This window comes from Paenibacillus farraposensis, from assembly GCF_020736845.1.
Lineage (GTDB): Bacteria > Bacillota > Bacilli > Paenibacillales > Paenibacillaceae > Paenibacillus > Paenibacillus farraposensis.
In genome coordinates, this window is sequence record NZ_JAFFQR010000084.1 from 65,823 (window position 1) to 72,490 (window position 6,668).

Below are 6,668 nucleotides of genomic sequence, written 5' to 3' on the forward strand. Positions count from 1 at the left end.
CATTATTGCTAATCTCCAATTTATTTCGAGAATTTCTTAGCTCTGTTTGATATGGGCGATTCACAACGATGCTTGCAGCTTTCGGAAAATCCGAAGGTCAGCTATTGATCGTTGTGATCCGCCTATCTTGCTAATGCGATTTATACAGGCTTAGCCAATCGGGATTTTATATGGAACGTGCCGCCGCAACTGCCTCCAGAAATTCCTTGGCAGCTGCCGTAACTTTACTGTAATCCCCGTCTTTTTGTGCAGCCTTGGTGATATAGCTTCCTACGCCAACTCCGATGCAGCCAGCTTGCAGCCATTCATGCACATTTTGCGGAGTTACTCCTCCAGTAGGGGTGATGGGAGCTTGAGATAATGGAGCGACAACCGATTTTACATATTGCGGGCCTAACACTTCGGCTGGGAAAAGCTTGACGATGTCAGTTCCGGCCTCTAATGTTTCCAATACTTCCGTCGGGGTAAAAGCGCCACTAATCGTCACGGCCTGATAACGGTTAGCCATTTTGATCATTTCGGGGTTGAGCTGCGGACTTACCAGAAGCTCTGCCCCCGCAAGAATAGCCGCTCTTGCTGTTTCGGCATCCAATATGGTTCCAGCACCGACAAGAACTTCTTCTTCACGGTATTTTTCTGCCAGTGTTTGAATGACATGAAGCGCATTTGGCACGCTCATGGTGATTTCTAGCGCCTTGATACCGCCTTTTACGGCTGCTTCTGCTACTGCCAAAGCCTCTTGCTCGCTGTCCAAACGAATGATCAGTACAATGCCTGTGTCTGCTATCTTCTTGAGATTATTGAACTTCTTCCACATCAACTTATCCTCCTAATCGTTATACAGCCGTTCACCACGGTACCCCAACTGGTTGGACAGCTTTAGCGCTGTTTTCTTGACTAGCTTGACGATCATACTCTCGCGCTCCGGCGTCATGGTGGAGTACATACTCGCCACACTAATCGCTGCCACCGGCTGATTCCATTGGTCATATATCGCAGAACCGATGCAATACATTTCCAGATTGTCTTCCCGGTCATCAATGGAGTAGCCACGCGCCCGAATTTCCGCCATATCCTGCAAAATTTCCTGTAACGTTACCTTCGAGTATTGTGTTTTGGCCGGAATTTCTCCATCTCCCAGAATAAACTGGATCTTTTCCGTTGGTAACGCTGCCAAAAGTGCTTTGCCGATTCCAGTGGTGTGTATGAATCTTCGGGAGCCTAGTTTTGCCGTTGGTCTCATAACAGAGTAATTTTCCGCCTTATCCAGATACACGATCTGCCCTTTATCCTCGACTCCAAGAAAAACAGTGCTGCCAGTCTGTCTGTTCAGCTCCTGCAACAGCGGTCTGGCCAGATGGGGGATGCCCATGTTGGATAAATAAGCTATACCTGCTTCAAAGGCACCAATGCCCAAACGATAGGTCTTCAGGCGCGGATCATCCAGCTCAATAAAGTTTTTATAGAGTAATGTCTGCACCAGTTCGAAGGCGCTGCTTTTGGGTAGCCCCAACGTCTTGCAAATTTCGTTCAGTGTCAGAGGGGAACTGCTATTGGATAACAGGACCAGAAGATCGACTACCCTTTCGGCTGATTTATTCAGCTTAAAATTTTCCATGCAATCTCCTTTATATACGGTTCGCATATACGAACTGTGTTCATTAATTCGAACTTCGGGTTTATTATAGTACAGCCTGACAAAAGAGATCAATAACCATTACAAAATATTTTTTATGTCGATATGGGATTGAATTTCTTATGAAAACGTTATAATCTAAATAAAAAATAAATTCAATATTTCGAATAGGGTTCGCATATGCGAACTAAATGAGGTTTTGAGTAGTTCCTTGATGTGTACCGTATAGGTGGTGCCAATCTATCGATTGAAACCGTATACATTTAAGGTGTTAATTCATGTAAATGTGCAACAATCCTGAAATACAGAATGCAGGCTATAAGGAGGAATTACGGATGCAACCTACAGCCATATTTTTAATCGGGGCTGCCAGTTCAGGTAAATCTACGATTGGTAAGCTCCTTGCTACAGAATATCAGTTTACTTATTTGGATAAGGATATCATCTGCAACAAGCTCACGGGCCTACTGCTGGAGTCCAAAGGATACTCGCCTCATGAGCGCGATGGCAACACCTTTTATAGCGATACAATCATGCCTCTTGAATACCAGACCCTGCTGGATGTAGCCAATGATAACCTTCAATTGGGTCGATCCGTTGTTCTGGATGCACCGTTTCTTAGTTATTTTTCTAACAAAGATTACATTAGGGAATTAAAAGAAAAATACGACTGGCATCATATCAGACCGCTTGTATTACAGGTGGATGTGGATTTTGATATATTAAAAGAGAGGATGAAAGCCCGCGGATTGGAGCGGGATGAATGGAAATTTGCCCATTGGGATGCTTTTGTGGAAGGAATCCGTGCCAGAAGATGCCTATGGGAAGACATTGACATCCGGCATTTTGATAATAGTCCTGCTGAAGTAGACAAGAACAGGCTGCACAATACACTTTCCTTCCAGAAGACAGCGACCTCTTTGTAGTTCAGGTGTGATGCAAACAAAAAAAGCGCCCCTTGGAGTGCGAAGCCACCGCATGGCTTCCTCCAAGGAGCGCTTTATTGTTTTATACAGTTCCCCATGTGCGATCCCCTGCCAAATATTTTTCAATTAAAATAGTTAGCAGCTGGATACCAACCTCATTATGTCCTCCCTCAGGGATGATCAGGTCGGCGTATTTCTTGGATGGCTCAATGAAGGCCTCATGCATGGGCTTGACCGTAGTCAAATAGTGATTGTGGATCGAATGGATGGTGCGGCCGCGTTCCTCAATATCCCGAAGTACCCGGCGCAGAATGCGTACATCAGGATCGGTATCCACAAATACTTTAATGTCGAGCATGCTACGGAGCTTTTCGTCAGACAGCACGTGCAGACCCTCCAGCATCACGATATGATTCGGCAGAAGCTCTATTGTCTCGTCAGTGGAACGGGCATGCAACGTAAAGTCATATACTGGCGCTTGAGTCGCTTGTCCTTTTTTCAAACACTGGAGATGCTCAATCAGCAAGTCGTTGTCAAAGGCGAACGGATGATCATAATTGACCAAAGCACGTTCGTCATAACTCAGATGCGAATGGTCTTTATAGTAGTTATCCTGAGATATGAAAGTCACTTTATTAGATCCAAGACGCTCAACGACAGCGCGTGCCACCGTCGATTTACCGGAACCTGTACCGCCGGCAATACCAATAATCAGCATGGCGTTTCACTTACCCTTCCCTAAATGTATCCCATACAACTCAAGTATTGTAGCACAACGCACACTTTTTTTCATCACTGTTGAGCTTTGTATTTCTTCCATTTTCGTAGCTTGGCTCTGAATGTTTTGAAAGGTGCCACAGAGTTGATATGAATCCATCTGGCCATGGGCCAGTTCGGATTTCTGCCCGTCCACTTGTGAATGCCTTGTACGAAGAGTTCTTCATGGCTGAGTGTGTCCATCCAATCCAGCCATTTTTGCTCGGTTAGCTTGAATCGTTGGCGTAATTCACGTAAAGAGTGGTGGGAATAGGTTTTGTAAAAGGATTGATAAAGCTCGCCTAGTCTATTCCATTTATAATTTGGTGCAGGCATGATGATTGGGTGATCCTTCCTTTTCCTCTCTGTCCCATGACATGACAAGCTGAAGCCATCCAAGCTGGTAGGCAATCATTTCTGCGGGGGTTTTATCTACCTCGGGGATTCGAATATCTTTATTTTATGCAGTTTTAAGGCTTTAGCTTTGGCCGGAAGGCGTCCATTCGGATTTTTCCAATACCAGCATTTTGATCACAAGTATACTGTTCGTTTTTGGAACGAAAACAATCCAGTTGCAGGAGCCGGCACGAGACTCAAATTGCTTTGGAACACAAACAATAGGGCGGTTGAACATGCCAGACGTGAGTAACGCTAAAAAAGACGCTTCCGGTTTCCCAGAAACGTCCTCAATAATCTTCAACCCACAAAGATACATATATAAATAATACGTAAGCTAAAAGGAAGAACCCAATCACACTAAGAAGGATGATCCAGATAAAACGTTTTTTTAATGGAGACAGGATTTCCTCCCATTGCCTTAGGATTCTCTGACGAGTAGGCAATAACTCATATTCCAATTTCTTTAAAACATGTTCTGCTTTTTCCTCATCTTTATTTAAAAGTTCACTCCAAATTTGTTCATATTGCTCTCGAATTGCTTCTTTGGTAGAACTATCTTTTAGCAAAACCATTTTCAACCTCCATAGAAAACAAAGTAGCAAGAAGACCTGAAGAGCAAAGCTCCAGATCTCCTTGCATCCTAATCTTAATTGTGGTAAACATGTCCTCTTACCTTCACGGAATTACCAATTTCCTCATTTGTAGCTTTTAGAAATACGCCGGAAAGTGTGCGGCCTGTGTATATAGATTCATATTGGTGACAGCTACGCTGCTTTGTATCAAAAACGAACGTTTATGATACAAAGCTGCGATTGTAATTTATAGAGTTGCTTAATTATGTATAGACTTTTTAAGAGCTTAATGGATATTGAAAGCTGTTTTTTTGTGATTATTTTTTTAGTCTTTTTGATCTAATTTAAATTGAGATTTTGGTATAGTTTAGGCTAATTTAAAAGTAGAAGGAGTGGAAAATGAGTGCCTAAACGAGAATCGAAGAGTCCAATCCTAATAAAAGATAAAAGCAAATGGCAAAATCTCAGTACAGGTGAAATTATTGAAGCAACTGAAATTATAGAAAGGACTCCAAAAAAGGCGGCTATATTTTCGGCAATCATGAAGCTTGTAGTTTCCTCGGGAAACAAAAAAATGAAAGTAGTTAATTACATATTAGAGAACATGGAAAAATCCACATGTGTTCTCATTACAACTACTAGAGAACTTGCTGAAAAATCCGGTGTGTCTTATCAAACAGTAATAGATACTTTGAAAATATTAGAATATTATAATGTTATTGAAAGAAAAACTGGTGTGATAATGGTTAATTGCGATCTCATACGGGATAATGATGAGCATAATGAAAAATACTTACTTGTTAGATTCTAAGGATCTTGAAAATTTTAAAAAATAACTTTAAGTAGGAGAGAATTAAATGAAAAAAAAGATCATTGTATTAGTGGTTGTTCTTGGCTTAGTTATTATTGCGTTCGTAGGCGTACGTACATTCTTTTTGGGATCATCAGAGGTAAAAAATCAAATAGCGAAGGAAGGAAAAGAATCCCTAATTAACAGCGAATCTTATAAACCAGATGATATTTTGTCTGTTGAAGGAGTATACAGTTATAAAACAGGAACATACGATGTTCAGGTGAGGTTTTCTGATGAACCTGAAGTTTATTATACGTATAGCAAAGAAAGTGATAGCAAGTTCCAACAAGTTGGAACTACAAATTTAGAAGGGAAGCACCTAAAAGAAGAATTTAATAGACAATAAGTGGTGAATTGTGTTATATTCCTTTCAGTTCTGAAAAATGGTGGGAATTACATAATGTTTTTTAAAAGGTTATCTTCTATGTTAGTGTTATCATTGTTTATGGTACTTAGTTTTGCTGCAGTTTATCCTCACAGCAATATTACGATTAAAACTGGGGATGTGTTAGTTACTAATAATACCTCTAGTAATGGGTTTACTGGGCATGCCGGAATTGTAGTAAATAACTCAGGATATGAAGCAACGATTAGAGGCTATGGTTTTCATCCAGAAATACAATCTTTGAAAACTTGGTTTGCAACAAATATTAATACAAAGGTTGTTCGCAATAGTGATTCTAAACTTGGAACAAAGGCAGGCTTTTGGGCTTCTAATTATGTTAGAACACACCGTAATGCAGAATATGGTTTAAATAATACTTTGGGTAACTTGAATGAGGTATATTGTTCGAAAATTCCGTGGCTTGCGTATTATTCTTACGGTGCTGAACCGCTTTACAGAGCCTCACAGCCATCTATTATGGAACCTTATGAGTGGCTTCATGTAGGTCATGACGGAGTAAAAGGCTTCTTTATAGCTGGTACAATCGGGGAAGACTTTTAGAAGTAATGAAATTGGATTTTGTATAAGACTGGTAGCAAAACCAGACAAACAAAGAGAGCTCCAGGCCGATAAGGTCCTGGAGCTCTCTTTGTTTGTCATCCGGTCTGAAGCTTTTTTACGGATTAGCCTTATAGCACCCACTTGGTAAATACTACGAAATTGCCGTCACTCACCCTGTTTTGAGCAAATGGGAGTTGCAATGGAGGAAACGGGAGATAAACGGGTATTTTCCCCGAAAAACGAGCACCCACCTTTAGATTGGGACAACATGTTAAAAGCACTGGAAGAAGTGATTGACCATAAGCTAAGCACCGGAAGACCAAGACAAATAAGGGTCGTTTTCCGAAAATGAACAAGGAGAAAAACGGAGAAATCGGGAGAAAAACATAGATCGGCTAGTTGGCCAAATCGCTGCTTTTTTGTATTGTTCCACGGCAGGCTAATCGGCGCTGAAGGTCAAAAACGGCGAAATTTGAGGATCAAGAGGCCAGACATGTGCACAAAATGCCAGGTTTTATACATATGCTAATAGAATAACGCGGTAAAGTGATAAATAAATCGGAATTTTGTATGGAGGAAA

The 6,668-nt window shown here is 41.3% G+C and carries 8 protein-coding genes and 1 pseudogene; 4 read left to right on the forward strand and 5 right to left on the reverse strand.

Annotated elements, in window-relative coordinates; all coding sequences use genetic code 11:
• Positions 1-166: 166 nt before the first annotated feature.
• Both JO375_RS13830 and JO375_RS13835 read right to left on the reverse strand, forming a co-directional pair.
• The gene (locus tag JO375_RS13830; protein WP_229525015.1) at positions 167-817 is read right to left on the reverse strand and encodes a bifunctional 2-keto-4-hydroxyglutarate aldolase/2-keto-3-deoxy-6-phosphogluconate aldolase; all 651 of its coding nucleotides are present in this window, start codon (positions 815-817) and stop codon (positions 167-169) included.
• A gap of 12 nt (positions 818-829) precedes the next feature.
• Complete coding sequence (locus tag JO375_RS13835; protein WP_229525016.1) at positions 830-1,618, reverse strand: IclR family transcriptional regulator; 789 nt, start codon at positions 1,616-1,618, stop codon at positions 830-832.
• A 353-nt stretch (positions 1,619-1,971) separates the two neighbouring features.
• Here JO375_RS13835 and JO375_RS13840 point away from each other — a divergent pair, with 353 nt between their 5' ends.
• The gene (locus JO375_RS13840; protein ID WP_229525017.1) at positions 1,972-2,562 is read left to right on the forward strand and encodes an AAA family ATPase; all 591 of its coding nucleotides are present in this window, start codon (positions 1,972-1,974) and stop codon (positions 2,560-2,562) included.
• Positions 2,563-2,644: 82 nt separating this feature from the next.
• On the opposite strand, the gene udk is transcribed toward JO375_RS13840, so the two are convergent.
• The 3 genes and pseudogenes from udk to JO375_RS13855 form a co-directional block, all read right to left on the reverse strand.
• Entirely contained in the window at positions 2,645-3,280 is a 636-nt protein-coding gene (udk, locus tag JO375_RS13845) for a uridine kinase (RefSeq protein WP_229525018.1), read from the reverse strand.
• 74 nt (positions 3,281-3,354) lie between these two features.
• Positions 3,355-3,778, reverse strand: a pseudogene (locus JO375_RS13850) (ClbS/DfsB family four-helix bundle protein); the annotation flags it as partial.
• 226 nt (positions 3,779-4,004) lie between these two features.
• Entirely contained in the window at positions 4,005-4,289 is a 285-nt protein-coding gene (locus JO375_RS13855) for a hypothetical protein (RefSeq protein ID WP_229525019.1), read from the reverse strand.
• A 403-nt stretch (positions 4,290-4,692) separates the two neighbouring features.
• On the opposite strand from JO375_RS13855, the gene JO375_RS13860 reads away from it, so the two are divergent.
• Genes JO375_RS13860 through JO375_RS13870 form a run of 3 tightly spaced genes read left to right on the forward strand, consistent with a single transcriptional unit; the run spans position 4,693 to position 6,088 of the window.
• Positions 4,693-5,100, forward strand: a complete 408-nt coding sequence (locus JO375_RS13860) for a replication/maintenance protein RepL (protein ID WP_229525020.1) — start codon at positions 4,693-4,695, stop codon at positions 5,098-5,100.
• 46 nt (positions 5,101-5,146) lie between these two features.
• Entirely contained in the window at positions 5,147-5,488 is a 342-nt protein-coding gene (locus tag JO375_RS13865) for a DUF3139 domain-containing protein (protein ID WP_229525021.1), read from the forward strand.
• Between the two features lie 54 nt (positions 5,489-5,542).
• The gene (locus JO375_RS13870) at positions 5,543-6,088 is read left to right on the forward strand and encodes a C40 family peptidase (protein ID WP_229525022.1); all 546 of its coding nucleotides are present in this window, start codon (positions 5,543-5,545) and stop codon (positions 6,086-6,088) included.
• The last annotated feature ends 580 nt before the right edge of the window (positions 6,089-6,668 follow it).

Bases quoted from the DNA above. Each gene is read 5' to 3' on its own strand.
- JO375_RS13835 (WP_229525016.1), bottom strand. From the start codon at position 1,618: ATGGAAAATTTTAAGCTGAATAAATCAGCCGAAAGGGTAGTCGATCTT.
- JO375_RS13830 (WP_229525015.1), bottom strand. From the start codon at position 817: ATGTGGAAGAAGTTCAATAATCTCAAGAAGATAGCAGACACAGGCATT.
- JO375_RS13840 (WP_229525017.1), top strand. From the start codon at position 1,972: ATGCAACCTACAGCCATATTTTTAATCGGGGCTGCCAGTTCAGGTAAA.
- JO375_RS13865 (WP_229525021.1), top strand. From the start codon at position 5,147: ATGAAAAAAAAGATCATTGTATTAGTGGTTGTTCTTGGCTTAGTTATT.
- JO375_RS13870 (WP_229525022.1), top strand. From the start codon at position 5,543: ATGTTTTTTAAAAGGTTATCTTCTATGTTAGTGTTATCATTGTTTATG.
- JO375_RS13855 (WP_229525019.1), bottom strand. From the start codon at position 4,289: ATGGTTTTGCTAAAAGATAGTTCTACCAAAGAAGCAATTCGAGAGCAA.
- udk (WP_229525018.1), bottom strand. From the start codon at position 3,280: ATGCTGATTATTGGTATTGCCGGCGGTACAGGTTCCGGTAAATCGACG.